This window comes from Pyxidicoccus trucidator (genome assembly GCF_010894435.1).
Lineage (GTDB): Bacteria > Myxococcota > Myxococcia > Myxococcales > Myxococcaceae > Myxococcus > Myxococcus trucidator.
The window spans coordinates 967,489-990,134 of the sequence record NZ_JAAIXZ010000001.1 but is presented as its reverse complement, the minus strand read 5'-3'; the positions used below and the strand labels follow the sequence as shown (position 1 = coordinate 990,134).

General features: G+C 70.6%; 23 protein-coding genes. 15 read left to right on the top strand and 8 right to left on the bottom strand.

Going from position 1 to position 22,646, the window contains the following annotated elements; all coding sequences use genetic code 11:
- Positions 1-10 precede the first annotated feature (10 nt).
- Both G4D85_RS04205 and astB read right to left on the bottom strand, forming a co-directional pair.
- Positions 11-532: an aminoacyl-tRNA deacylase gene (locus G4D85_RS04205; protein ID WP_205525411.1), complete on the bottom strand. Its 522-nt coding sequence runs from the start codon at positions 530-532 to the stop codon at positions 11-13.
- Between the two features lie 149 nt (positions 533-681).
- Positions 682-2,004 (bottom strand): N-succinylarginine dihydrolase, encoded by a 1,323-nt coding sequence (gene astB / locus G4D85_RS04200; protein WP_164008078.1) that lies wholly within the window; start codon positions 2,002-2,004, stop codon positions 682-684.
- A 17-nt stretch (positions 2,005-2,021) separates the two neighbouring features.
- Here astB and G4D85_RS04195 point away from each other — a divergent pair, with 17 nt between their 5' ends.
- From G4D85_RS04195 to hpf, 8 genes are all read left to right on the top strand, one after another.
- Entirely contained in the window at positions 2,022-2,948 is a 927-nt protein-coding gene (locus G4D85_RS04195) for a lysophospholipid acyltransferase family protein (protein WP_164008076.1), read from the top strand.
- 13 nt (positions 2,949-2,961) lie between these two features.
- Positions 2,962-3,513 (top strand): LPS export ABC transporter periplasmic protein LptC, encoded by a 552-nt coding sequence (gene lptC, locus G4D85_RS04190; protein ID WP_164008074.1) that lies wholly within the window; start codon positions 2,962-2,964, stop codon positions 3,511-3,513.
- The gene (locus G4D85_RS04185; protein ID WP_164008072.1) at positions 3,510-4,130 is read left to right on the top strand and encodes an LptA/OstA family protein; all 621 of its coding nucleotides are present in this window, start codon (positions 3,510-3,512) and stop codon (positions 4,128-4,130) included. The genes lptC and G4D85_RS04185 overlap by 4 nt, the downstream gene beginning before the upstream one ends.
- A complete protein-coding gene (gene lptB / locus G4D85_RS04180; protein ID WP_164008070.1) occupies positions 4,127-4,867 on the top strand; it encodes an LPS export ABC transporter ATP-binding protein in 741 nt (246 codons plus the stop codon). Before G4D85_RS04185 ends, lptB begins: the two co-directional genes overlap by 4 nt.
- A 247-nt stretch (positions 4,868-5,114) precedes the next feature.
- Positions 5,115-6,632 carry an RNA polymerase factor sigma-54 gene (gene rpoN / locus G4D85_RS04175; RefSeq protein ID WP_164008068.1) on the top strand — a complete coding sequence of 506 codons (1,518 nt, stop codon included), beginning with the start codon at positions 5,115-5,117 and terminating at the stop codon, positions 6,630-6,632.
- A gap of 186 nt (positions 6,633-6,818) precedes the next feature.
- Positions 6,819-7,454: a GNAT family N-acetyltransferase gene (locus tag G4D85_RS04170; RefSeq protein WP_164008066.1), complete on the top strand. Its 636-nt coding sequence runs from the start codon at positions 6,819-6,821 to the stop codon at positions 7,452-7,454.
- Between the two features lie 66 nt (positions 7,455-7,520).
- On the top strand, positions 7,521-8,303 hold the full coding sequence (locus G4D85_RS04165) for a hypothetical protein (protein WP_164008064.1): 783 nt from the start codon (positions 7,521-7,523) through the stop codon (positions 8,301-8,303).
- Positions 8,304-8,563: 260 nt separating this feature from the next.
- On the top strand, positions 8,564-9,235 hold the full coding sequence (gene hpf / locus G4D85_RS04160) for a ribosome hibernation-promoting factor, HPF/YfiA family (protein ID WP_164008062.1): 672 nt from the start codon (positions 8,564-8,566) through the stop codon (positions 9,233-9,235).
- A 238-nt stretch (positions 9,236-9,473) separates the two neighbouring features.
- On the opposite strand, the gene G4D85_RS04155 is transcribed toward hpf, so the two are convergent.
- Positions 9,474-10,106, bottom strand: coding sequence for a hypothetical protein (locus tag G4D85_RS04155; protein WP_164008060.1), 633 nt, complete (start codon positions 10,104-10,106; stop codon positions 9,474-9,476).
- A gap of 232 nt (positions 10,107-10,338) precedes the next feature.
- On the opposite strand from G4D85_RS04155, the gene G4D85_RS04150 reads away from it, so the two are divergent.
- Both G4D85_RS04150 and G4D85_RS04145 read left to right on the top strand, forming a co-directional pair.
- A complete protein-coding gene (locus tag G4D85_RS04150; protein WP_164008057.1) occupies positions 10,339-10,800 on the top strand; it encodes a PTS sugar transporter subunit IIA in 462 nt (153 codons plus the stop codon).
- Between the two features lie 24 nt (positions 10,801-10,824).
- Positions 10,825-11,670, top strand: coding sequence for a hypothetical protein (locus tag G4D85_RS04145; RefSeq protein WP_164008055.1), 846 nt, complete (start codon positions 10,825-10,827; stop codon positions 11,668-11,670).
- Here G4D85_RS04145 and dtd read toward each other — a convergent pair.
- Genes dtd through G4D85_RS04125 form a run of 4 tightly spaced genes read right to left on the bottom strand, consistent with a single transcriptional unit; the run spans position 11,667 to position 15,404 of the window.
- Complete coding sequence (gene dtd, locus G4D85_RS04140) at positions 11,667-12,128, bottom strand: D-aminoacyl-tRNA deacylase (protein WP_164008053.1); 462 nt, start codon at positions 12,126-12,128, stop codon at positions 11,667-11,669. The genes G4D85_RS04145 and dtd overlap by 4 nt on opposite strands.
- Before the next feature lie 50 nt (positions 12,129-12,178).
- Positions 12,179-13,015: an ABC transporter permease gene (locus tag G4D85_RS04135; RefSeq protein ID WP_164008051.1), complete on the bottom strand. Its 837-nt coding sequence runs from the start codon at positions 13,013-13,015 to the stop codon at positions 12,179-12,181.
- On the bottom strand, positions 13,012-13,926 hold the full coding sequence (locus tag G4D85_RS04130; protein ID WP_164008049.1) for an ABC transporter permease: 915 nt from the start codon (positions 13,924-13,926) through the stop codon (positions 13,012-13,014). The genes G4D85_RS04135 and G4D85_RS04130 overlap by 4 nt, the downstream gene beginning before the upstream one ends.
- Positions 13,923-15,404 (bottom strand): ABC transporter substrate-binding protein, encoded by a 1,482-nt coding sequence (locus G4D85_RS04125; RefSeq protein ID WP_240359059.1) that lies wholly within the window; start codon positions 15,402-15,404, stop codon positions 13,923-13,925. The genes G4D85_RS04130 and G4D85_RS04125 overlap by 4 nt, the downstream gene beginning before the upstream one ends.
- A 376-nt stretch (positions 15,405-15,780) precedes the next feature.
- Between G4D85_RS04125 and dacB the strand changes: the two genes are divergently transcribed.
- Together dacB and G4D85_RS04115 are read left to right on the top strand one after the other, a co-directional pair.
- Positions 15,781-18,054, top strand: a complete 2,274-nt coding sequence (dacB, locus tag G4D85_RS04120) for a D-alanyl-D-alanine carboxypeptidase/D-alanyl-D-alanine endopeptidase (protein ID WP_164008047.1) — start codon at positions 15,781-15,783, stop codon at positions 18,052-18,054.
- Between the two features lie 205 nt (positions 18,055-18,259).
- On the top strand, positions 18,260-18,766 hold the full coding sequence (locus G4D85_RS04115) for a single-stranded DNA-binding protein (RefSeq protein ID WP_164008045.1): 507 nt from the start codon (positions 18,260-18,262) through the stop codon (positions 18,764-18,766).
- Positions 18,767-18,888: 122 nt separating this feature from the next.
- Here G4D85_RS04115 and G4D85_RS04110 read toward each other — a convergent pair whose 3' ends face one another.
- Positions 18,889-19,569, bottom strand: coding sequence for a succinate dehydrogenase/fumarate reductase transmembrane subunit (locus G4D85_RS04110; protein WP_164008043.1), 681 nt, complete (start codon positions 19,567-19,569; stop codon positions 18,889-18,891).
- A 255-nt stretch (positions 19,570-19,824) separates the two neighbouring features.
- On the opposite strand from G4D85_RS04110, the gene hslO reads away from it, so the two are divergent.
- The 3 genes from hslO (at position 19,825) to G4D85_RS04095 (ending at position 22,636) form a co-directional block, all read left to right on the top strand.
- On the top strand, positions 19,825-20,715 hold the full coding sequence (gene hslO / locus G4D85_RS04105) for an Hsp33 family molecular chaperone HslO (RefSeq protein ID WP_164008041.1): 891 nt from the start codon (positions 19,825-19,827) through the stop codon (positions 20,713-20,715).
- 35 nt (positions 20,716-20,750) lie between these two features.
- Positions 20,751-21,782, top strand: a complete 1,032-nt coding sequence (locus G4D85_RS04100) for a Leu/Phe/Val dehydrogenase (RefSeq protein WP_164008039.1) — start codon at positions 20,751-20,753, stop codon at positions 21,780-21,782.
- Between the two features lie 194 nt (positions 21,783-21,976).
- Positions 21,977-22,636 (top strand): phosphoribosyltransferase, encoded by a 660-nt coding sequence (locus G4D85_RS04095; protein WP_164008037.1) that lies wholly within the window; start codon positions 21,977-21,979, stop codon positions 22,634-22,636.
- Positions 22,637-22,646: the final 10 nt, after the last annotated feature.

The following is a 22,646-nucleotide window of genomic DNA, read 5'->3' as shown; positions in this document are numbered from 1 at the left end:
CCGGGATGCCTCAGGCGGGCGCGTGGGATTCCAGCTGGGGCTGGGGTGTGCTCACCATCTGGCGCTGCGGCGCCTGGATGAACGCGGCCACCAGCGGCCACTCCAACGTGGCGAAGTCCTGGAAGCGCATCTCCAGGGCCTCTTCGTGGGAGCCCGCCCGGAAGAGCAGGCGCTCCGTCAGGCTGAGGGACTCGTCCACGGCCACGGGCAGCTTGTACAGCTCGCCGAAGGGGGGCTCCGCGCCCACCTCGCAGTCGGGGAAGTAGCTGGAGAACTCGGACTCCGTCGCCAACCGTACGTTGCGGGCACCGATGATGTCGCGGACCTTGTGCAGGTCCACCGTGCCCGCCGCGGGCACGACGACAATCCAGGGCTGCCGGTCCGCCATGACGATGACGGACTTGGCAACGCGCCAGCCGGAGACGTGCAGCGCCTCCGCCAGCTCCTGGGCGCTCACGGCGTGGGGGTGCCAGTAGCGCTCGAAGCGCACGCGGTTTCGACGGAGGTAGTGCTGAATGGATTCCGGAATCATTGGGAATGTCACCTCCTTGTCAGAGAAGGTGGTGACCCCGGCCGTGTCCGACCATCGGGCGCGGACGCCGACTGCTTCCCTCGTGGCCACTCCGACCCTGCGGCGGCCCGGCGGGCCGCCAGTAGGGCAGGGGAGCATGGACGCCCGACTCAGTGCTGGAAGTCGTAGACGTTGCCCAGCTTGAGCAGGCGCGTCAGCTCGTCCAGCGCGCTCATCGTCTCGCGCACCAGCTGCGGGTCCTGCAAGTCCTTGGGCCGCAGCACCTCGCGGTAGTGGCGCCGCACCCAGGCGGCCAGCGAGTCATGCAGCGCCGGCGTGTAGAAGACATCCGCGGTAATCGCCTTGCGCTCCGCGTCCGTCAGCCACACCCGCTGGCGCAGGCAGGCCGGGCCGCCGCCGTTGTTCATCGACTGGCGCACGTCCAGGTAGTGCACCGCCTTTACCGGGGTGTCCTCGGCCACCACGCGCTCCAGGAACTGGCGCGCCGCGGGCGTCTCCCGGCTCTCAATCGGCGCGACAATCGCCATGGTGCCATCCGGCAGCGTCAGCACCTGCGAGTTGAACGGGTAGGACTTCACCGCGTCCTTCGGAGGCAGCTCCGCGCTGCTGGCCACCACCGCGCGGAAGTCCGGGCCCAGCTTCTCACGCAGCACCTGGAGCAGGCCCGGGTGGTCCACGAAGGCCAGCTCATGCAGCATCAGGAAGCGCTCGTTGCCCACCGCCAGCACGTCCGTGTGGAACGCACCCGCGTCGATGCCGTCCGGGTTCTGCTGCGGGAAGAGCACCTGCTTCGGGTCCAGCTTGTGGAGCCGTGCCAGCGCCTGGCTCGCCTCCAGCGTCTGCCGCGCCGGGAAACGCTTCGGGCCCTGCACGTCCTGCCACGCGCTGCGGCCCCAGGCCAGCAGGTGGACGCCGGGGTGCCCCGGGGTGGCCAGCCGGGTGTGGTTGGCCGCGCCCTCGTCGGCGAAGTGGCCGCTGCCCGGCAGCGGCGGGTGCACCGTGAAGTGCCGCTCGCTCGAGAAGATGGCGCCCAGCACCGAGTGCGTCGTCTCCGCTTCGATGGCGCGGTGGTACATCTGCGACAGGTTGGCCGGCGTCAGGTGGACCCGGCCATCCGCCGCGTCCGTGCTCGGCGCCACCGTGGCCGCGTTGGCCGTCCACATGGCGGAGGCGCTGGACGTCAGCCGCAGCAGGTGCTCCGCCTCGCGCGCGGCGCGGGTGATGATTTCCTCGTCCGAGCCGGTGAAGCCCAGCGCCCTCAGGGCTCGCAGCGACGGGCGCGGCTGGGGCGGCAGCACCGCCTGCCCCACGCCGAGGCCGGACACGAAGCGCATCTTCTCCAGCCCCTGGAGCGCCGCCTCCCGGGGGTGGCTCGGCTCACCGACGTGACTCTGCGACGCCAGGTTGCCGGGCGAGAGGCCGCCATAATTGTGGGTGGGGCCGACGAGTCCGTCGAAGTTGTATTCGCGCATGGGATATTGAACGCCTCGTGGAGCGTCCTCCCTTAGCAAAGCGCCTCAAGCGTTTCCTCCGCTACCTGCTCATCCGCGGGCTGCTGTTGCTCCTTCAACCCCTGCCCCTGGGTGTCGCCCGGGCCCTGGGCGCGCGGTTGGGGGCAATGGCCTACACCGTGGCCGGTGGCGAGCGACGCAAGGCCCTGAAGTCCCTGGCCGTGGCCTTCCCCGAGAAGTCCGACGCGGAGCGGCAGGCCGTGGCCCGCGCCGCCTTCCGCCACCTGGGCGCCGCCGCGCTGGAGGTGGCCTGCACCGGCGCGCTGGACCGGGGGCTGGAACGCCTGGTGGCCTGGCCGGAGGGGGACCGTCGCGTGCTGGAGACGGCCCTGGCGCGCGGAAAGGGCGTCGTCTTCGTCTCCGGACACGTGGGCAACTGGGAGCTGCTCGCCCGCCGCGTGGCGCGCGCGGGCTACCCCAGCCAGAGCATCGCCAAGGAGACGACGGACCCCCGCCTCACGGAAATGGTGGGCCGCTTCCGCGCGCGCGGCGGCGTGCGGAGCATCTGGCGCGGCCAGGAGGGCGCCGCGCGGGCCATGCTGCGCGCGCTGCGCAGCGGCGAAATCCTCGGCATCCTCATCGACCAGGACACGCGGGTGCAGTCGCTCTTCGTGCCCTTCTTCGGACAGCTGGCGGCCACGCCCCGCGCCGCGGCGGACCTGGCCATCCGCACCGGCGCCGCCGTGGTGACGGGCTTCTGCCACCGCGTGGAGGGTGGGTACCACCTGTCCATGGAAGAGGTGCCGGTGCCCCAGACAGGAGACCGCGAGGCCGCGGCCCTGGAGCTCACCACGGCCCTGTCCGCGCGAATCGAGGCCGCCATCCGCCGCACGCCCGAGCAGTGGGTGTGGATGCACCAGCGCTGGAAGACGCGTCCCGAGGCGGCGCCCTCCGCGGCCCGGTGATAAGGAGAGGCCCGTGCCGCGACTGACCGCCGCCTGCTTCGCAGCCCTGCTGCTCGCCACCGCCTGCTCGCCCCGTCCCCGCGCCGAGGGCCCCCAGGAGGAGCCACCACCTCAAGTGGTGCTGTATGGCGCGCGCCTGAGGTCCTACCAGGGCGAGCAGGTCACCCTCTCCGGCACCGCCGAGCGCCTCACCTACCAGCGCGCCGGGGGCGACGTGCAGGGGACCAACGCCACGCTGAAGGTGCCTCCTGGACAGGGCTCGGTGAGGGGCCCGGCGGGCACCTCGGGGGGCATGGAGGTGAGCGCTCCGAATATGGAGGGCAACCTCGCGTCCAAGCAGTTGGTGGCCTCTGGCGGCGTCGTCATCCGCACGGAGGAAGGCATGGTGGTCGAGACGCCCCGGTTGACGTACGACGCCAACACCGGGCAGGCGAGCGGCAACGAGGGTGTGAAGGTGAGGGGCCCTGACTACCGGCTCCGGGCGGACCGCTTCGAGCTGTCCACCCGGGAGGAGACGTTCATCTTCGGAGGCTCGGTGGAAACCGTGCTGGGAGCGGCAGAGTGATTGAGTTCCTCGTGATGGCCTTCTTCGTCGCCCAACCCGCGCCCGCCGCAGCGGCCCCGGCTCCCGCCGACGGTGGGACTCCGCCCGCGGCCGCGCGGCCTTCGAGCTCGCTGGCGCCGGTGGACATCAAGGAGCCGGTGCAGATTTCCGCCGACCTCATCACCGGCGAGAAGACGCAGGCCGTGCTCACGGGCAACGTGAAGGCGAAGCACCGGACGATGGACCTGCGGTGCGACCGGATGACTGCCTACTACACCCAGCCCCGCGTGGTGACGCGCGTGGTGTGTACCGGCGGCGTGCAGGCGGAGGACGGCGACCGCATGGCCCGAGGCGAGCGCGCCGAGTACGACGTGTCCAGCGGCGTGCTCGTCGTGACTGGCTCCCCGGAGGCCCGCCAGGGGACCACGTACATGAGGGGGACGAAGGTTCGCCTCACCCTGGGTAGCGAGCGGCTCGAAGTGGAGAACGCCGTCATCATCTTCGAGCCCCCGCCCTCGCAGACGCCCACGCCCCGCCGGAAGGGGACGGGCACTCCTGGCCGTTCCACCCAGGCTCCGGTGACTCCGGGGACTCCGGCGGCGCAGCCCGCGCCCGCCCAGAAAGGGACGTCGAAGTGAGCGCGAAGCTTTTCGCCGAAGGCCTGGAAAAGTCCTACCGCAGCCGCAAGGTGGTGGGTGGCGTGTCCTTCAGCGTCGCTCCCGGCGAGGTGGTGGGCCTGCTGGGCCCCAATGGCGCAGGCAAGACGACGAGCTTCAACATGGTGGTGGGGCTGGTGACGCCGGACGGCGGCCGGGTGCGCGTGGGCGATGAGGACCTCACCCACCTGCCCATGCACCGCCGCGCGCGCAGGGGCGTGGGCTACCTGCCCCAGGAAGCCTCCGTCTTCCGCAAGCTCACCGTGCGCGACAACTTCCTCGCCGTGCTGGAGCTGCAGAAGGGGCTGGACAAGCGCGCCCGCGAGCAGCGCGCCGACGCACTCCTGGAGGAGTTCGGTCTCACGCACGTGGGCGAGTCGTTCGCCGGGGACCTCTCCGGTGGCGAGAGCCGCCGCACGGAGATTGCCCGCAGCCTCATCCCCCAGCCCCGCTTCATCCTCTTCGACGAGCCCTTCGCCGGCGTGGACCCCATCGCAGTGGGCGACCTCCAGCGGCAGATCTTCCTCCTGCGCGAGCGCGGGCTCGGCGTCCTCATCACCGACCACAACGTCCAGGACACCCTCGGCATCTGTGACCGTGCGTACATCATCGCACAGGGGCAGATTCTCGAAGAGGGGACCCCCGCCCAGATTGCCGCCTCCCCCAAGGCGCGCGCCGTCTACCTGGGGGAACGGTTCCGCCTGCAACAGGCCCTCTGAGCACCACTACCCACCAGCCAACCGAGTGACTAGGATGGGTTGGCCCCACTTTTGCGTCGTGGGGTGAACACCCGCGTCTCACGCGGAGTGTGTGTAAGTTGTTGGTTTCCTTGCAGATTTTGAGCTGTGCAAGCAAGAGACCACCTTTCCCCCACTAGACGAACCCCAGGCATCTTGTTACGTTGGCACGGTCTTTGATTGTGGTCCCGGTTTATAAGGGACTGAATCAGATCGGGAGCCCCGTCTCATGGCGATGGAACTGAAACAAAGCCTGAAGCTTGCCCAGCAGCTGGTGATGACGCCGCAGCTGCAGCAGGCCATCAAGCTCCTCCAGCTTTCGCGGATGGAACTGCTCGAGCAGGTCCGCGAGGAGATGGAGCAGAACCCACTGCTTGAGCAGCCAGACGAGCAGGCGCCTGGCGACGTGGCTGATAAGGAGCCGGGCGAGGCCTCGCTGGAGGCGGACAACGCCGAGGTGCCCCGCGACATGGAGATGCCGGCCGCCACGGCCGACACCGCCCCCGAGTTCAAGGCCGACGGCGAGGGCCCTCCCGAAATCGACTGGGAGCAGTACCTCAACAGCTACCAGTTCAACGAGCCGACCACCGCCTCCAACAAGGGCAACGTGGCCACGGACGACCTGCCGTCGTTCGAGGCCAACCTCGTGAAGAAGGAGGACCTGGTCGACCACCTCCAGGAGCAGCTCGGCACGCTGCGCCTGAACGAGGCCGAGCGCCGCGTCGCCATGCTCATCCTCGGCAACCTGGATGACGACGGCTACCTCAAGCTGCCGGACGTGGATGGCGACCCGCTCATCCGCCTGACGAACGAGGCGGACGTGCCCATGCACGTGGCGGAGCGCACGCTGCGCCGCATCCAGTCGCTGGAGCCCCGCGGCTGCGGCGCCCGTGACTTGCAGGAGTGCCTGCTCATCCAGATTCAGGGGATGAAGGAGAAGGGCGCGGCCCTGCTGGGCCTCATCATCAAGCGCCACATGAAATATCTGGAGAGCAAGAACCTGCCCGCCATCGCCAAGGACCTGAAGGTCCCCATGGAGGAGGTGGTGGAGGCGGTGAAGCTGCTGCCCAAGCTGGACCCGAAGCCGGGCCGCAACTTCAGCGGCGACGACGCGCAGTACATCACCCCCGACGTGTTCGTCTACAAGATGGGGGAAGACTACACGGTGGTGCTGAACGACGACGGCCTGTCCAAGCTGCGCATCTCCGGCACCTACCGGAACGCGCTGAAGACGGGCGCGGTGGGCCCCGGCCAGACGAAGGACTTCATCCAGGACAAGCTGCGCAGCGCGATGTGGCTCATCCGCTCCATCCACCAGCGCCAGCGGACCATCTACAAAGTCACCGAGAGCATCATCAAGTTCCAGCGGGACTTCCTGGACAAGGGCATCGCCCACCTCAAGCCGCTCATCCTCCGCGACGTGGCCGAGGACATCGGCATGCACGAGTCCACGGTGAGCCGCGTCACCACCAGCAAGTACGTGCACACCCCGCAGGGCATCTTCGAGCTGAAGTACTTCTTCAACTCGTCCATCGCCCGCGTCTCCGGTGAGGACACCGCGAGCGAGGCGGTGAAGCACCACATCAAGCAGCTGGTGTCGCAGGAAGACCCTCGCAACCCGTACTCGGACCAGAAGATTGTCGAGCTGCTGCGCGCCCAGGGCACCGAGATTGCCCGCCGCACGGTGGCCAAGTACCGCGAGGTGCTGGGCATCCTCCCCAGCAGCAAGCGCAAGCGCTACTACTGAGCCACGGGGTGCCCCCTTCGCACGAAGGGGGGCCTCCTCCCGCGGGTGGAGGCCGTGAGGGTGGCCGGTCCCGGCCGTGTCCTCCGGCATGAGCGCTTGCTCCCGGCGGGCCCGTGACTGTGACGGCCGCCGGCCCTGGAGACTGTCCCTGGCCCGGAGGTCCGCGCGGGGGCACAGTGCGGCGTCATGAGCGCCTCCCCTCCGTCTGATTCCGACCTGCCCCGCCGCGAGCTCGTGCCGCTCGTCGTCCCGCCTGTCGTGCTGGAAGGGCAGGCCGTACGCCTGGAGCCGCTGCGCCTGGAGCACGCGCCGGCGCTGGCGGCCCTGTGCGAGCCCGAAATCTTCACCTGGTTCTCCCGCGTGCTGAGCACCCGGGCGGACGTGGACGAGTTCATCTCCGGAGCGCTCGCGGGAGCGGAGTGCGGCACGGACCAGGCCTTCGTCATCCTGGAGCGCGAGACGGGCCAGCCGGTGGGCAGCACGCGCTACCTGGACATCCAGCGTGAGTATCGGACGCTGGAGATTGGCTACACGTGGCTGGGCCGCCGGGCGTGGCGCACGCGCATCAACACCGAGTGCAAGTACCTGCTGCTGCGCCACGCCTTCGAGACGCTCGGAGTCATGCGGGTGCAGCTCAAGACGGACCGGCGCAACACCCGCTCGCGCGCGGCGATTGAGCGGATGGGCGCGAAGTTCGAGGGCGTCCTCCGCAACCACATGCTGGTGCGGGGCGGCTTCGTGCGCGACAGCGCGTACTACAGCGTCATCGACACCGAGTGGCCCGAGGTGAAGGCCCGCCTGGAGGGCTTCCTCGCCCGCTGAAACCCGACACCCGCCCCGCCGTGCGCTCCCGTTTCCGGGGCCCGACGGATATAGGGTGCGGCACGTATGCACCTCTCCCCCTCCTTTCTTCGTCGGGGCGCCGTCGTCGGCGCGCTCGTGGCGCTCGGCCTGCTGGCCGGCTGTGGCGGCAGTGATGACTCCGAGACGATTGGCCTCTCCGGGCTCGCGGACCGCACGCTCACCTGGGCCATCAACGACGTGGACATCTTCGAGGGCGTGGAGCCGGCCGGCGCCCACCGCGTCTCCCTCACCTTCTCCCTGGCCGCGGGCGGCCGCTGCACCCGCCTGGGCGAAGGCGTCACCGCCACCCTCAATGGCACCGCCATGCGCCTGGAGGCCGGCGGCATCAACGACACCGCGGGCCGGGACGTGTGCGAGCCCACCCGCGCCTTCCTCGACTTCGACCCCAACGTCTGGGCGCAGGAGCCCCTCGAGGACGCCCGGGTCGTCCTGCAGGACGGCAGTGGCACCGTGTCCCTCATCATCCAGGGAGGGAAGACCAAGCGCCGCTTCGCCTTCGAGGGGGCGGGGGCCGCGGACCGGCTGGCGCGCGGGCAGGCCTACTCGTTCCGCTGGCAGCCGGGCGAGGAGGTGCCCGGCCCCATCACCGTCACCCTGCTGCGCGAGGGCGGCCTGGCCACCGCCACCGTGCCCTCCACGCAGGAGGAGGGACTCGTCACCTTCACCATCCCCGCCAACACTCCCGTCGCCAACCACCTGCTGACGCTGAGCGGGACGGCGCCGGGCGCGGTGCTGGAGTGCACGGGCGTGGCCGCGTGCGAAGGGGCCGTGTTCCACTCGGAGGAGCGGGTCATCACGATTCAGTAGCCCCGGCACTCGGGGCACCCGCGTCACCGTCGCTCGACACATCTCGTGGAGCTGACGCGGCGCGTGATTCTAGCAGGGTCGCCGGCACGGTCCATTCATGGGGGGCCGTGCCAGCGACGCCGGGTGCCTTCCGGATGTCCGGCCTCGGACGGGTGGTGCGGCCGGGAAGAGGGAACCTGGGGGGGCGGGTTGCTTTCGCGGGGGCAGAGCGTTTCTGATCTGTCACGGAGCTCCCCTTTCACCCTAGGAGGCAGCCACGCATGCAGTTCAACATCACCTTCCGTCAATTCGGCACGTCGGATTCCCTCAAGGAGTACGCACGCGAGAAGGTCGAACGGGTGAACCGACTGCTGGACCGGGCCGGGGAAGCCCACGTGGTTCTCTCCTTGGAGCGTCACCTCCACCACGCCGACATCACCATCCACTCCGGCGCCTGGGTGCTGCGAGGGCGCGAGAAGAGCGATGACATGTACGCGTCCATCGACCTGGCGATGGACAAAATCGAGCGCCAGCTGCGGCGCTACCGCGACAAGCTGAAGACCCATCATGGCAAGGAGCGCGTGCACCACCGTCAGGACCTGGTGAACCAGCTCAGGGTCCGCCACGCCGTGTTCGAGATGCCGCCGGACGTGGAGGCCATGGACGAGGCAACCCCGGGAATCGCCGCGGTGGCCGAGCCGAAGTCCCTCTCCGTGGCACCCGCCGCCGAGGTCCCCCCCTCCGCTCGTGTGGTGCGGGCCACCCACCTCGCCGTCAAGCCGCTCTCGGTGGACGACGCGGTGATGCAGATGAACCTGATGAACAACGACTTCTACGTCTTCCACAACGTGGAGTCGGACTCGCTGTGCATCGTCTACCGGCGCAAGGATGGGCAGTACGGCCTCATCGAGCCCCACGCGCCCGCGACGGCCACCGCCGCCACGGGCACCTGAGCGGGCCGCGCGCCGTCGCAAAAAAAGATGGCGCGCTCCGTCACCCCCCTCGAGGAGACGGAGCGCGCCTTGCCCTGGCCCGGTGTGTGGCCGGGGCGCGTCACTTCGCTGAATGGCGCCTTCGCCCCGGGCATCCACGGAAGGGGCGCCCCCCGCGCCTGCTCCCGCCCGGCTGGGCCATTCCCCCGGAAGAACGTGCGCCGGCGCGGCGCATATCTCCCGGGTGCCCCGCCGGGCCTCAGAAGCTGGCGTAGCGGCAGTCGCTGAACTTGTTCATCCGCTCCACGCCGCCCCGGGGCTTGAAGCCCATGATGGGGGCCACCGGCGCGGACTTGATGTTGACGAGCATCAGCGTCATCAGCGCGGCCCGCTCGCCCACCGGCCGGGTCGCGAGCGCCTGGGGGAAGGACACGTGGATGTCCTTCTCCAGGGTGCCCCCGCACTCCCGCATGCCCTTGAAGCCGTCCCCCTCGCGCTTCAAGGCATAGGCGCAGGTGCCCACGCGGCCCTGCAGCCACGTCCCGTCCTCGGTGAGGTCCACCGGCGTGCCGCCGAAGGCGCCCCAGACGCGGGTGTCGTCCCCCTCGGCGAGCTGCAGGCGGGTGGCCAGGTCGCCCACCGAGCCCGTCAGCTGCTGGTAGTCCCACTTGAGCGCGACGGAGTGGGTCCGGAAGCGGCCCCGCATGCCGTCCTCCTCGATGACCAGGGAGGAGTGGGGGCCGGTGATGGCCGCGCCCTCCAGCCGCAGCGGCTCGCCGGACGCGTCGCCCAGGGCCACGCCGCTGGCGGCGCCCTGGGCACCCGAGGTGGCGGCGCAGCCGGTGCCGAGGAGGGAGAGGGCGGTAAGGGTCGACATCAGCAGGCGGTTCATGGAAGGTCCTCCGTGTTCGGGGTGTGGAGTGGACTCGTCTGGAAAAACGCCATGCCGTGAAGCGCATATCGTCCGCCAGTACGGGAGGGCGTCGCGTCGTGTGGCGCTCCCTTCTCCCGTCCGCCATGATGCGCAGTGAGCGCAGTCGGGGGCCGGGACGGCAGGCGACCCTTGCGCTAGAGAAGGGTGAGGAGTAATTGCGGCCATCAGGAGCGCCAGCGCGGGAGCGTCAGTGAGAATCGCCGAGTTCCTCAGCCCCCAAGCCGTCATCGCCGACATGCAGTCGCGGACGAAGCCGGAGGTGTTGCGCGAGCTGAGCGCCACGTTGGTGCGCGCCCACCCGCTGCTCTCCGCGGACCGACTGGTGGAGGTGCTGCGCGAGCGGGAGAAGCTGGGCAGCACCGGCATCGGCGAGGGGGTGGCCATTCCCCACGGCAAGCTGCCGGGCATGGCGCAGCTCCAGGCCGCCTTCGGCGTGTCTCGCGCCGGGGTGGACTTCGAGGCCATCGACGGCCGGCCCACCCACCTGTTCTTCGCGCTGGTGGCGCCGGAGAACAGCGCGGGGGTGCACCTCAAGGCGCTGGCCCGTATCTCGCGCCTGTTCAAGAACCCGCGCTTCCGGACGTCCATCCTCGAGGCCCCCACGGCCGCGGACATCCACGCCCTCATCATCCAGGAAGATGCACGGCCCTGAGCGGCTGGCTCCGGGGGGAGCTCCATGGATGTAGTCCTGAGACCGATCAACGATCGGTTCTTCCACGAGCAGGTGTTGCCCTTCCTCACCCGTGCCATGGGGGACGCGTCGGGCGCGTTGGAGTCCATGCTCGACGGGGTGGCTGACGGCCAGGCGCGGATGCTCTGCGAGCGGCTGCTGTCCACGGCGGTGCCCGGCGGGGTGGGCGCGGTGGACGCGGAGCCCTGGTCGGACCTGGTGGACCGGCTCGTCTTCCTGCCCTGGAAGGAAGGCCCCTCGGGCTGGGAGGTGGGCGGGATGCAGGGCGGCTACGCGGACGCCTGGGACGAGGCGCTGCACCTGGCGCTGATGCTGGAGGAGCCGGGCTACCCGTACTGGGACGCGCGTAGCTCGCGCGAGGTGCGGGACGGCATGCGCTTCCGGCCGATGGCCGACATGGGGCTGGCCTCGCTGCTGTCGGGGCAGTGGGAGCCCTTCCCTGAGTTCCCACCGGACCGCGTCTTCAGCACCCAGGGCCGGGGTGAGTACTTCCCCAGCGAGCGCTTCGCCTTCGCGGACTGGGCCTGGCGTCCGGCGCGGATGGTGGCGCACTGGCAGGTGAACCTGCCGCGCAAGCTGGAGCGGCTGCTGGCGCGCGAGCAGGAGCGGATGAAGCTGCCCTCGCTGCCGGAGAAGGACGAGGTGCTCGGCTACTGGCTGGGGAAGGTGGCCCAGCCGCCGCCGCTCACGGTGGCGTTCTCCGGCCTGGGCCCGCGCGCGGCGAACTGGATTATCGAGCTGGGCGCGCTCACGGCGCACATCCGCCACGCGGCGCTGGCGAAGCAGGGGCTGGCGGCGCTGGTGACCAAGGGCTCCGGCGTCCGCATCTAGGGCTTCGGCGCGGCGGGGCCGGGGCTCTCCAGGAGAATCGTGACGGGGCCGTCGTTGACGAGGGCCACCTTCATGTCGGCGGCGAAGATGCCGGTGCCCACGGTGAGGCCGCGCTGGCGGAGCAATTCGCAGGCGCGCTCGTAGAGGGCCTTCGCGCCGGCAGGCTCCATGGCGTCGATGAAGCTGGGCCGCCGGCCCTTCTGGGCGTTGCCGTAGAGGGTGAACTGGCTGACGACGATGAGCTGCTTCGAGGTGTCCTCCAGGGAGAGGTTCATCTTCCCGGCGGCGTCCTCGAAGATGCGCAGGGTGGCGAGCTTCTCCGCCATCCACGTCACGTCCGCCTCGGTGTCGCCCTTGCCCACGCCCAGCAGGACGAGCAGCCCCGGGCCGATTTCACTCACGCGCTGGCCCTCCACCGTCACCGACGCCTCCAGCACCCGCTGCACCACGGCTCGCATCGACGTGTCCTCCTGGCCCGGGCGCAGGCCCCGGCCCGTGGGGCCTTCCGTTACCGCTCCAGGTGGCGCGGGTCCAGCGCATCCCTCAGCGCGTCCCCGAGCAGGTTGAAGCCCAGCACGGTGAGGGCCAGGGCCACGCCAGGGAAGAGGGCCACGTGCGGGGCCACCAGGAGGTACTGCGTGCCCTGGTCCACCAGCGCGCCCCACGAGGGAGTCCCGGGCGGCACCCCCAGGCCGAGGAAGCTCAGGGACGCCTCGGCGAGGATGGCGCCCGGCAGCGCGAAGGTGGCCTGCACCAGCAGCGGCCCCGCGGCATTGGGCAGCAGGTGGCGGAAGAGGATGCGTCCCGGCCCGCTGCCCAGGGCGCGTGCGGCCTGGACGTACTCGCGCTCGCGCAGGGTGAGCACCTGTCCCCTCGCCAGCCGTGCGTAGCCCGTCCACCCCGTGAAGGAGAGGGCGAAGACGACGTTGGCGAGGCTGGGGCCCAGCACGGCGGTGATGAACAGCGCCAGGAGGATGCCCGGGAAGGCGAGCAGCACGTCCACGACGCGCATCAGCACCTCGTCCACCCAGCCGCCCGCGTAGCCGGCGACACCGCCCAGCGTCACGCCGACGAGTCCGGACAGCGCCACCGCGAACACGGAGACGAGCAGCGACACGCGGGCGCCGTACAGCACGTGGGTGAGCACGTCGATGCCGTTCTCCCCCGCGCCCAGCAGGTGCGCGGCGTCGGGCGGGGACAGCTCCGAGGGCAGGTCCACCCTGTCCGGCGCATAGGGCGCGAGCACGGGTGCCAGCAGCGCGGTGAGCACCCAGAGGGTGGCCACCGCGAGCCCGAAGCGGGCGCCCCAGGAGGACAGCCGGAAGCGGCGCGGTCTCCGGCTCACGAGCGCCTCCGCACGCGCGGGTCGGCCAGGGCGTAGGCGGCGTCGGTGAGCGTGTTGACGGCCACGTAGCAGAGCGTGAAGACCAGCACCGTGGCGCGCACGGTGTTGTAGTCGCGCTTCTCAATCGCGGTGAGCAGGAGGGTGCCCATGCCGGGCCAGGCGAACACCTTCTCCGTGACGATGGCCCCGCCCAGCAGCGTGCCGAACTCCAGTCCCAGCACGGTGAGCAGCGGCAGCAGCGCGTTGCGGAAGGCGTGTTTCCACAGCACGGTGCGCGGGGACAGGCCCTTGGCGCGGGCGACGGTGACGTAGTCCTCGCGCAGGGACTCCAGCATGGAGGCGCGAGTCATCCGCGCGAGGAAGGCGGCGAGCGCGGTGCCCAGCGTGAAGGCGGGCAGCACCAGGTGACGCCAGGACTCCGCGCCCGAGACGGGCAGCCAGTCCAGCTTCAGCGCGAAGACGATGATGAGCATGGGGCCCAGCCAGAAGCGCGGCAGCGCCACGCCCGCCACCGATGTGCCCATGGCCACCGCGTCCACGGCGGAGCCCCGCCTCGCCGCGGCGGCCACGCCCAGCGGGAGGGCCAGGGCCAGGGCCACCAGCATGGACGCCACGGTGAGCGCCAGCGTGTACGGCAGCGCCGCGCCGATGGAGGGCAGCACCTTGCGCTGGAAGGGGGGCAGCGACGTGCGCAGCTCTCCCGTGACGAGCTGCCGGGTGAAGACGCCGAGCTGCGAGTACCACGGCAAGTCCAGCCCCACCGCGCGCCGCAGGGCCTCGCGGTCCACCTCCGTGGACTGCTCGCCGAGCATGACGTCCACCGGGTCTCCCGGCACGAGGTGCAGGAACAGCGACACGAGGAGCAGGGCGCCCACCAGGGCAATCACCGCGGACCCGAGGCGTCGGCTCACGGTGTCCTCTTTCCCGCGCCCGGAGCCAGTCGCGCGCGGGCCAGCGGGGTGAGCAGGCCATGGGCGCTCGGCTCGAAGCCCTCCAGGCGGGTGGACACCACGGCCACGCTGTCCTCATGCCACAGCGGCAGGATGGGCATCAGCGCGTCCAGCCGCTGCTGCGCTTCCATATAGAGGACCTTCCGCTCCTCGCGGGGCACGCGCAACGCCTCCTCCAGCAGGGCGTCCAGCGACGCGTCCCGCAGCGCCCCCCGGTTGAAGCCGCCCCAGTGGTTCTCCGGCCCGGGGATGTTCGCCGAGTGGAAGGCGCCGCGCAGCAGGTCCGGCTCCATGACGGAGGCCCACTTCAGGGTGAACAGCTCGAAGCGGCCCCGGCGCACGTCCTCGAAGAAGGTGCCGAACTCCAGGGCGCGGACCTCCACCTGCACGCCGCCGCGCGCGAGCTGCTCCTTCAGCACCAGCCCCACCGCGCGCCGCAGCCGGTCCGTGCTCGTCTTCAGGGACAGCGTCAGCCGGGGCCTGCCGCCCGGGCCGTCCGGGTCCGGGTACCCCGCCGCGTCCAGCAGGCGCGCGGCCGCCTCCGGTGAATACCCGCACCCGGCTGACGGCGCCCAGGCCCAGTGCGCGCTCGGCAGCAGTCCCCGGGACGCCTTCGCCAGTCCGTGCAGCTTGTGCTCCACCACCGGCCCCACGTCGACCAGGTGGCACAGGGCCCGCCGCACCCGCGCATCCGCCAGCGGGCCCTCGCGCAGGTTGAGGCCCACGTAGGCGAAGCCGGTGCCCGGGCGGGACAGCACGCGCAGGTGGGACTCGCGCCGCAGCACCGGCAGCACCGCCGGAGACACCACGTTGACCGCGAGGTCCGCGCGCCCCTTCAGCAGCTCCAGCACGCGTGTCGTCTCGTCGCGCACCACCCGGAAGCGCAGCCGGGGCAGGGCGGGTGTGCCCGCGTGCCAGCCCGCGAAGGGCGCCAGCGTGAGGTGCTCCTCGTCCGGCCAGGACTCGAAGCGGAAGGGCCCCGCGCCCACCGGGTGCTCGCCCTGTGCCACCACGCTGGCCGCGCTGGCCCGCTCGGCGGGGATGATGCCGGCGGAAAGCTCCGCCAGCAGGGGCGCATGGGGGCGCTTCAGGTGGAAGCGCACGGTGCGCACGTCCACCGCCTCCACGCGCTCCAGCACCGCGTACCGCTCCGCCTTGGGGCTGCGCACCGCCGCGTCCCGCAGCCCGTCATAGGTGGCCTTCACGTCCTCCGCCGTCAGCGCGCTGCCGTCGTGGAACGTGAGGCCGGGGCGGAGGGTGAACTCCATGAGGGTGGGGGACACCTCTCGGAAGGACTCGGCCAGCACCGGCGTCGGCTGGCTCGCGTCGTCGAAGGCCAGCAGCCCCGGGGTGATGAGCGCCGCCAGCCGCTGGCCGTTGGCCGTCAAGGCAAACCGGTCGTCCAGGCTGTCCGGCGGCGATTCCAGCAGCACCGTCACGCCGTCCGCCGGCGCCTCCTCGCGACACCCGGACGCTCCAAGCCCGCCGAGCAGGGCCAGCAGGCCGGATAGGAGGGCGCTCCGGAAGGACCGGAGCGCGCCACTCGGAGGGATGGAGGCCCGGGTGGGCGGAGGAAGGCGCCTGCGGAACGTATCTGTCACACGATTACAGGGGGGATGTCAGAGAGAGCCGGCATTCTACGCCCGTGTAGTCTTGGACTCTGAGAGAGCGCAGTGAAAAGAAGTCCACATGCCAGGCATCCGCTTGCCGCCTGGTGGAACAGCGAGCGCCCAACCGTGGACTCCCGCTGCCTCTCTCCCTTGCCGGGCTTTCGCCCCCTTCCCCATAATGGCCAGCAACTTCCCCGGAGAGAGTGTGCAGGTCCATCGAGCCAGCCCCTTCTTGGCCGCAACGGCCATTATTTTCCTGACACTCCCGAGCCCCGCGCTCTCGGCGCCTCCATCCGCCGCCGAAAAGCGGGCGGACCGTGAGGCGCTGAAGACGGCCCTGATGGAGGTGCTCCAGCGCGCGCCCTTGAAGGCGAGCCGCGTCGGCGTCTACATGCAGAGCCTGGACGACGGCGCTGTCGTGTTCAGCCACAACGCCGACGAGCTGCTCAACCCGGCCTCCAACGTGAAGCTGGTGACGTCGGCGGCCGCGCTCGTGTCGCTCGGGCCCGAGTACCGCTACGACACCGAGTTCCTCGTGGACCCGGAGCTGGGTGCGGACGGCAAGGTCAAGACGCTCTACGTGCGCGGCAAGGGCGACCCGTCCATCACCACGGAGCGCATGTGGGGCATCGTCTCCGAGCTGTGGCACACCGGCGTGCGCGAGGTGGGCGAGATTGTCGTGGACGACTCCTGGTTCGACGCCGAGCGCACGCCGCCCGGCTATGACCAGGAGGACACGGACCGCCCGTACATGGCCCCCACCGGCGCGCTGAGCCTCAACTGGAACGCCGTCGCCATCTACCTGCGCCCCGGCAGCGGGCCCGGGGCCAAGGGCACGGTGGAGATGGAGCCGCCCAGCGACTACTTCAGCGTGGAGAACCAGCTCACCACCGGCTCGCGCCACTCGCGCCGCGTGTTCGTGAAGTCGGCCCCGGCCGGCTCCCAGCAGAAGATTGTCGTCCGCGGCGTGCTTCCCGAGGAGCGCGGCGCCGCCGCCAAGGTGTGGAAGAAGATCGACAACCCGCCCATGTACTTCGGGCAGACGCTGAAGCAGATGCTGGCCACCCGTGGCGTGAAGATGAAGGGGAAGGTCAGGCTGGGCTTGACGCCCTCCAAGGCGAAGATGCTGCACGTGTCCCCGTCGGACACGTTGGACGTCATCCTCAAGCGCCTCAACAAGCTCTCCAGCAACTTCGTCGCCGAGCAGCTGATCAAGACGATGGGCGCGGAGCTGCGGGGCGCGCCGGGCTCCTTCACCAAGGGCATGGACGTCGTGGAGCACTTCCTCGAGCGCGACGTGGGCATCCCTCGCGGCACCTACGTCATGAAGAACGGCGGCGGTCTCAACGACGCCAACCGCTTCTCCGCGACGCAGCTCAACCGGCTGCTGCGCCACATGTCCGAGCGCTTCCCCTTCGCCCCCGAGTACCTCTCCTCCGTGCCCATTGCCGGCAAGGACGGCACGCTGAAGTACCGCTTCGAGGGCAGCGACGCGGTGGGCCGCCTGCGCGCCAAGACGGGCACGCTGGAGAGCGTGTCCGCGCTCAGCGGCTACGTGACGAGCGCGGGCGGTGAGCGCTTCACCTTCTCCATCATGGCCAACGACTTCGCGGGCCGCGCCGGTCCGATTATCGCCGGCCTGGACGCGCTGGGCGCGGCGGTGGCCGCCACCGGCTCCAGCCTGGGGCCCTCCAACGCGGTGGCCGCGCTGGCCGACAGCAGCCGCCCGGCGAGCGCCATCAACGACGTGGCCGCCCGCATCAAGACGTACCTGGACCTGGGCAAGCAGCGCGACCAGCGCAACATCGGCTTCCTGCGCACGGCGTGGCGCAGCGAGAGAGACCCGGCGGTGCGCGCGGTGCTGGCGGAGAGCCTCTACCAGTCCAACCCGCATGACTACCTGGGCGCGCGCACGCTGCTGGACAGCTACTCCGCCACCGGCGAGGTGTATGGCCGGCTGAAGGAAGTGGCGCGGGTGCTCGCCGTCGAGGTGCCGGGCGTCAGCAGCATGGTGGAGCTGGCCGCCGGGGGGAACACCGAGGCGCTGGCCCGCGTGCTGGAGCTGGCCGGTGCCGCCGGGACGGACCCGCAGGCGCAGCAGGAGATGTCCGAGGCGCTGGGCGAGGTGGCCCGCACCGCCCCCGAGGAGCTGGTGGTGGCCCTGCGCGCCGCCAGCGCCGGGGACCGCGACGCCTCCACCTCGCTGCTGGCCCGCGCGCTGGTACAGGCCGGCCAGGCGGACCACCCCTTCTGGAAGTCCCTGCGCCGCATGCTGGGCGCCTCGGACCCGCGGCTCGCCGCCTTCGCCAAGGGGCTGGACTCGACGCTGTCGCAGAAGGTGGCCGAGGCCAAGGTTCCGCCGCAGGACGGCCTCGACCCGGTGCAGGTGGTGGCTCCGGCCGGCGCCGCGCCGCGCCCGCCGAGCCGCTCCGGCAACCCGCCCGAGGCGCGCACCGCCGAGACGAGTCCCGGCGGGTAGTCTCCGCGTTCCAGAGCTACACCTACCCCGGGCGTGAGCCTCCTCGCCCGGGGAGCAGCCGTGCGTCCAGGCCCGGGGGAACATTTTTTGCGCGGGCCCGCATGTCGGTGTGCACTGCTATAGGTGGAAGCCAACCTGCCAGGAGCTGTCCTGGCGGGGTGCAACCGGCCCGTGGTGGGTCGGTTCTCGTGAAAGGAACGCAGTCATGGCTGGAGGCGTGAACAAGGTCATTCTCATCGGCAACCTGGGGGCGGACCCCGAGGTTCGCTTCACTCCGGGCGGTCAGGCGGTGGCGAACTTCCGCATCGCCACCAGCGAGAGCTGGACGGACAAGAATGGCCAGAAGCAGGAGCGGACCGAGTGGCACCGCATCGTCGTCTGGGGAAAGCTCGCGGAGCTCTGCGGCGAGTACCTGAAGAAGGGACGGCAGTGCTACGTCGAGGGCCGCCTGCAGACGCGCGAGTGGACCGACAAGGAGAACCGGAAGAACTACACCACGGAGGTCGTCGCCAACGCGGTGACGTTCCTCGGGGGGCGTGACGCCGGTGAGGGCATGAGCAGCGGCGGCGGTGGTGGTGGCCGCCGGCAGGGCCCCGCCCAGCGCGGCAACGGCAACGGCATGGACGGCGACTACGGCCAGCAGCCTCCTCCCATGGACGACAGCAACATGGGTGGTGGCCACAGCGGTGGCGACGACGACATCCCGTTCTGACGCAGCGGCACTCCGAAGCCCCTGGAAATGAAACCGGCCGCTCCCCGAGTCCCTGGGGGGCGGCCGGTCTGTCTTCCAGCGCCGTGGCCCGCGCGGCCCGTGCTGGCGCCGCGCTCGGGGCCTCACGGAGGCGAGGCGCCCACGGGGCTGAAGGCGGCGCCCGCGGTGTAGAGCGCGTAGATGACGGCCCAGCTCATCGCCGTCAGGAGCAGGAACAGGCCGATGACCACCGGCTCGAAGCGGCGCATGGAGCGGTCGCTGGCGAAGATGCCCCAGGACATGGCGAAGCTCTGAAGGCCGTTGGCCAGGTGGTACGCGGTGCCCAGGGTGCCCAGCAGGTAGACGATGAGCGTGGGCATGTGGTGGTGCATCTCCCGGGCGATGTCGGAGAACGGCTCCGGGTGCCCCTCCACCAGGCGCGGGTGCAGGAAGGCCAGCCAGATGTGGGCGCCGAGGAAGAAGAGGACGCCCACCGCGCTGATGCGCTGAACGAGGTACTTGAGGTTGCCGTAGTTGCTGTAGCTGACGTTGTTCGGCTTGAAGCTGAACAGCCGGACGATGCCCCAGCCGGTGTGCATGAGCAGCGGCAGGAGGACGATGATGAGGGTGAAGGCCTGGGCGAACGGGTTGGAGTAGCTCGTCACCGAGGTCTCCCACGCCGCCGCGCCGTTGAAGGCGGACAGGTTGTCCCAGAGGTGGTTGACCACCCAGATGGAGAGCGGCACCACCGCCAGGAACGAGCCCAGGCGGGACTTGAGGAGCGGAGTCTTTGTCGGCACGGCTTCGGCGGCTTGGCTGCTCATCGGGTCTCCAGCGACGGCGCGCGGGCGGTGCTACCGCGTCCAAGTCAAGTGACAGTCGGTCGGCGGTTTATAACCGTTCCCGCCGGAGGGCTGGATTTCTTCCGCACCCCCGGACGCCAGCCACCCCACACGGAGGCATAAGGCGGACCTTATGCGTCCCCCTGGCCGGGGCTGCTGCTCCCCTGGCGAGCGGCACGGCGCCCGCCTTCTGTCGTTGGCGGGCAATGCGGGCTCGGGCACGCTAGTCGCTTGCCTATGTCCGATGAGCTTGTCAGTGGATTGCTGAAGAATACGGACCTGCGCGTGGTGCTGGCCACCACCTCGGAGCTGTCGCGCCAGGCGCGGACCACCCATGGCACCGCCCCCGCCGCCGCGGCCCTCCTGTCGCAGGCCCTCACCGCCGCCGCCATCATGGGCGCCCTCCAGAAACATGACGCGCGCATCAACCTCCAGGTGGAGTGCGACGGCCCCCTGCGCGGCCTCTTCGTGGACGGTGACGCCTCCGGGCTCGTCCGCGGGTACGTGAAGAACCTCCTCGTGGAGTACGTGGGCGGCGAGGGCCAGTACCACTGGCGTCCGGTGCTGGGGAACAAGGGCTTCCTGTCCGTGCTGAAGGACCAGGGCGGCGGCGAGTTCTACCGCTCCTCGGTGGAGCTGGTGCACTTCGACCTCGCGGCCGACATCGAGCGCTACCTCCACCAGTCGGATCAGCTCCCCTCGCACCTGCTGCTCGCCCAGCTCCCCTCCGCGGGCGACGGCAAGGCGGACCTGCTGGGCACCGTCGCCGGCCTGCTCGTCCAGCCGCTCCCCAGCGGGGACATGGACGCGTTCAAGGAACTGGGTGTCCGCCTGCGCCGCGACTTCGAGCCCGTGCTCCAGGCGCACGCGGCGGCCGGCGCCTCGGCGGTGCTGCGCGCGCTGCTTCCGGAGTCCGATTTCGAGGTGATGTCGCGTTATCCGCTGCGCTTTGGTTGTTCGTGCAGCAAGGACCGCGTGAAGCGTGCGCTGCTCGCCATGGGCCGCGAGGAGCTGACGGACCTGCTGGAGAAGGAAGGCCAGGCCGAGGCCACGTGCCAGTTCTGCACGACGCGCTACGTCATTCCAGGAGAGGAAATTAGGGCCATGTTGGAGGCCGGTGCGATTTGACTTGAGCGGGCCTCAACGGTACTTGCCGCCGCGCCATGAGCTACTTCACGCAACTGCTCGAGGGCGGCTACGAGGCCGTCCACCTCCTGAGTGATTCCAAGACGGGGCTGCGCGCCATCGTCGGCATGCACAACACGCGGCTGGGGCCCGGACTGGGCGGCACGCGCGCGCTGGCGACGTACACCAGCGAGGAGGAGGCCGTCGCGGACGCCCTCCGGCTCGCGCGCGGCATGACGTACAAGGCGGCGCTCGCCGGGCTGCCCCACGGCGGTGGCAAGGCCGTCATCATGCTGCCCCGGGGCAACTTCGACCGCGCGAAGCTCTTCGAGTCCTTCGGCCGCGCGGTGGAGTCGCTCGGCGGCCGCTACATCACCACCGAGGACAGCGGCACCAGCCCGGACGACATGGAGCATGTGCGCAAGCACACGAAGTACGTCGTGGGCCTGAAGGAGCGCAGCGGGGACCCGTCGCCGGTGACGGCGTACGGCGTGGCGCGCGCCATGGAGGCCACGGCCAAGCACCTCTTCGGCCGTCCGGACCTCAAGGGCCTGCGCGTCACCGTGCTGGGCGTGGGCCACGTGGGCATGTACCTCGTGAAGGAGCTGCACGAGCGCGGCGCGAAGGTGTGGGTGAGCGACATCAACGCCGCCAGCGTGGAGCAGGCCGTGAAGCAGTACGGCGCCACCTCGGTGACGGCCGATGCGCTGCACCGGATGGAGGCGGACATCTACGCCCCCTGCGCGCTGGGCGGCGCCATCAACGACACCACCCTGCCGCTGCTGCGCGTCAAGGCGGTGTGTGGCGCGGCCAACAACCAGCTCCTCACGACGCGTCATGGCGAGCAGCTGGCGAAGCGCGGCATCCTCTACGTGCCGGACTACGCGGCCAACGCCGGTGGCCTCATCAACGTGGCCCAGGAGTGGGCGGGGTATGACCGGGACAAGGCCTACGCCCGCGCCGCGCTCATCTTCGAGACCATCGACACGGTGCTGGCGCGCGCGAAGGACTCCGGTCTTCGCCCCGAGCAGGTGGCCGACCGCATGGTGGAAGAGAAGCTGTCCGCCTGAGCGGGTGGGGTTGCTCCCACCTCTTCGTACGGACCTGAAGAGGTGGGGCGACGCGGGCGGAGGTGGCCAGGGCGCGTGCCTCGGGGTATGACGGGGCCGCACGCACCTCATCCGGAGTTACCGCTGTGGCCACCAAGCGGGCAGCGCCCGGGCCCAGTGCCCAGGGCAAGCGCAAGCCCACCACGAAGCCCTCTGTGAAGAAGTCCCCCTCCAAGCCCTCTGCCGCGCCGAAGACGTCCCGGCGCCAGGCGGAGAAGCTGGTCTCCATTCCCGCGGACCTCGTGCTGGCGCCGCAGGTGGAGGCCCCCCGCCAGCCCACGGGCAGGGACCAGTCCCGCGGCCGGTCCGCCACCGGCCCGCGCGAGCTGACCTGGGCGGAGTTCGACCGCGCCGTGCAGAAGCTGGCCGGCGCCATCCGCGAGTCCTTCGCGCCGCAGGCGGTGGTGGGCGTGGCCCACGGTGGCGTCTTCGTGGGCGGGGCGCTGTCGTCGGCGCTCGGCTGCGAGTTCTTCCCCGTGCGCATCAGCCGCCGCAGCCGTGACAGGGGGCAGGGCGCGAAGACGCGGGGCAACCCGAAGCTCAGCGGGGAGATGCCTCGCGAGCTGAAGGGGCGCCGCGTGCTGATTGTGGACGACGTGGCCTCCAGCGGGGACACGCTGGAGCTGGCGTCCCAGCTGGCGCGCGAGGTGGGCGCGAAGAAGGTGGAGACGGCGTGCCTGGTGGCGCGGCCCGAGGGCTTCGCGCCGGACTACTGCGCGCTGGCCACTGCCTCGCTGGTGGTCTTCCCCTGGGACTACGAGCCGTCCACGGGCGACGCCCGCTTCGACGAGGACCCGGACAAGGCGGGGGCGTGAGCCCCGGCGG

What these genes read in the sequence shown, in the direction of transcription:
- G4D85_RS04205 (WP_205525411.1), bottom strand. Translation starts at nt 532, where the DNA reads ATGATTCCGGAATCCATTCAGCACTACCTCCGTCGAAACCGCGTGCGC.
- astB (WP_164008078.1), bottom strand. Translation starts at nt 2,004, where the DNA reads ATGCGCGAATACAACTTCGACGGACTCGTCGGCCCCACCCACAATTAT.
- rpoN (WP_164008068.1), top strand. Translation starts at nt 5,115, where the DNA reads ATGGCGATGGAACTGAAACAAAGCCTGAAGCTTGCCCAGCAGCTGGTG.
- G4D85_RS04170 (WP_164008066.1), top strand. Translation starts at nt 6,819, where the DNA reads ATGAGCGCCTCCCCTCCGTCTGATTCCGACCTGCCCCGCCGCGAGCTC.
- G4D85_RS04165 (WP_164008064.1), top strand. Translation starts at nt 7,521, where the DNA reads ATGCACCTCTCCCCCTCCTTTCTTCGTCGGGGCGCCGTCGTCGGCGCG.
- hpf (WP_164008062.1), top strand. Translation starts at nt 8,564, where the DNA reads ATGCAGTTCAACATCACCTTCCGTCAATTCGGCACGTCGGATTCCCTC.
- G4D85_RS04155 (WP_164008060.1), bottom strand. Translation starts at nt 10,106, where the DNA reads ATGAACCGCCTGCTGATGTCGACCCTTACCGCCCTCTCCCTCCTCGGC.
- G4D85_RS04145 (WP_164008055.1), top strand. Translation starts at nt 10,825, where the DNA reads ATGGATGTAGTCCTGAGACCGATCAACGATCGGTTCTTCCACGAGCAG.
- dtd (WP_164008053.1), bottom strand. Translation starts at nt 12,128, where the DNA reads ATGCGAGCCGTGGTGCAGCGGGTGCTGGAGGCGTCGGTGACGGTGGAG.
- G4D85_RS04115 (WP_164008045.1), top strand. Translation starts at nt 18,260, where the DNA reads ATGGCTGGAGGCGTGAACAAGGTCATTCTCATCGGCAACCTGGGGGCG.
- G4D85_RS04110 (WP_164008043.1), bottom strand. Translation starts at nt 19,569, where the DNA reads ATGAGCAGCCAAGCCGCCGAAGCCGTGCCGACAAAGACTCCGCTCCTC.
- hslO (WP_164008041.1), top strand. Translation starts at nt 19,825, where the DNA reads ATGTCCGATGAGCTTGTCAGTGGATTGCTGAAGAATACGGACCTGCGC.
- G4D85_RS04100 (WP_164008039.1), top strand. Translation starts at nt 20,751, where the DNA reads ATGAGCTACTTCACGCAACTGCTCGAGGGCGGCTACGAGGCCGTCCAC.